This is a genomic window from Massilia sp. CT11-108 (assembly GCF_047302915.1).
GTDB lineage: Bacteria > Pseudomonadota > Gammaproteobacteria > Burkholderiales > Burkholderiaceae_D > Telluria > Telluria orientalis.
In genome coordinates this window covers 1-1123 of sequence record NZ_JBKYMO010000957.1, presented here as the reverse complement: position 1 = coordinate 1123, position 1123 = coordinate 1, and the positions used below count along the sequence as shown (strand labels likewise).

Below are 1123 nucleotides of genomic sequence, written 5' to 3'. Positions count from 1 at the left end.
CACGCGGCCATCGTTCACGGCAAGCGCATCGCTGCGCCACGACCAGCGCGCGCGCCCGGTCGCCGCGTCGAGCGCGTGCAATTCGCCCTTCATCGACGCCGCCACGACGACGTCGGCCACGCGCAGCGGCGACGCGAAGGTCCACACCTTCGTTTCGAAGCGGTAGCGTTCGCGGCCGGTGCGCTTGTCCAGCGCCAGCAACAGGCCGGTGTCCGACGTGCCGACGTACACGCTGTCGCCATCCACCGCCGGCGTGCCGACGACCCAGCTGCCCTGCGCGTCGTAGCGCCACTTCGGCTGGCCGCCCACCGCATCGAGCGCGTAGAAAAAGCCGTCGCGCGAGCCGACGTATACCGTGTCGCCATCGACGGCGGGCGATGCCTGGATGCCGAACATGATGCTGGTCTTCTGCTCGACGCCCGTCTGGTGGCGCCAGCGCTGCTCGCCCGTCTGCGCATCGAGCGCATACACGGCGCCGTCCCAGCTGCCGACGACGATGTTGCCGCCTGCGAGCGCGGGCGACGAATGCACCATGCCGCCCGTGCGCCACGCCCACGCGAGCTTGCCGTCTTTCGCGTCGAGGGCGTACACGTGGCCGTCGCTGCTGCCGACGTAGACCTTGCCGTCATGGACCAGCGGCGACGACAGGTACAGGTCCCACGGGTCGGGCACGGGCTGGCCGTCGCGCGGCATGCCGAACATGCCGTGGGCGGCGAACACCGCCTCGCCCTGCGTGCGGAAGGTCCATCGCGGCGAGCCGTCGTCCGCCTTGAGCGCATGCACGCTGCCTGCGCGGTCGAGGAAGTAGACGGTGCCGTCGGCCACCGCGGGCGTCGACGCGATGCCGCCGCGCGCGTGATACAGCCACTGCAGGGTACGCGTCTTCGCGTCGAGCGCGTACAGGTTGCCGTTCTCCGCGCCGACGAACACGCGCCCCTGCGCCGCCACGGGCGACGCATGGATCGCCGCGTGGACGTCGAACCGCCCCGCCAATCTGAAACCCTTGATGGCACGCGTCTCGCCGGCCACGCGGCCGGTGTGCGCGGGGTCGCCCATGAACATGGGCCAGTCGGCGGCGAACGATGGGGTGGCGAGGAAGGCAAGCAGCAGGGCAAGGCGGCGC

General features: G+C 71.2%; 1 protein-coding gene. It reads right to left on the bottom strand.

What is annotated here, in order from left to right; genetic code table 11:
- The coding region (locus ACEN88_RS32335; RefSeq protein WP_413346313.1) for a PQQ-binding-like beta-propeller repeat protein at positions 1 to 1123 on the bottom strand (1123 nt) is incomplete at both ends.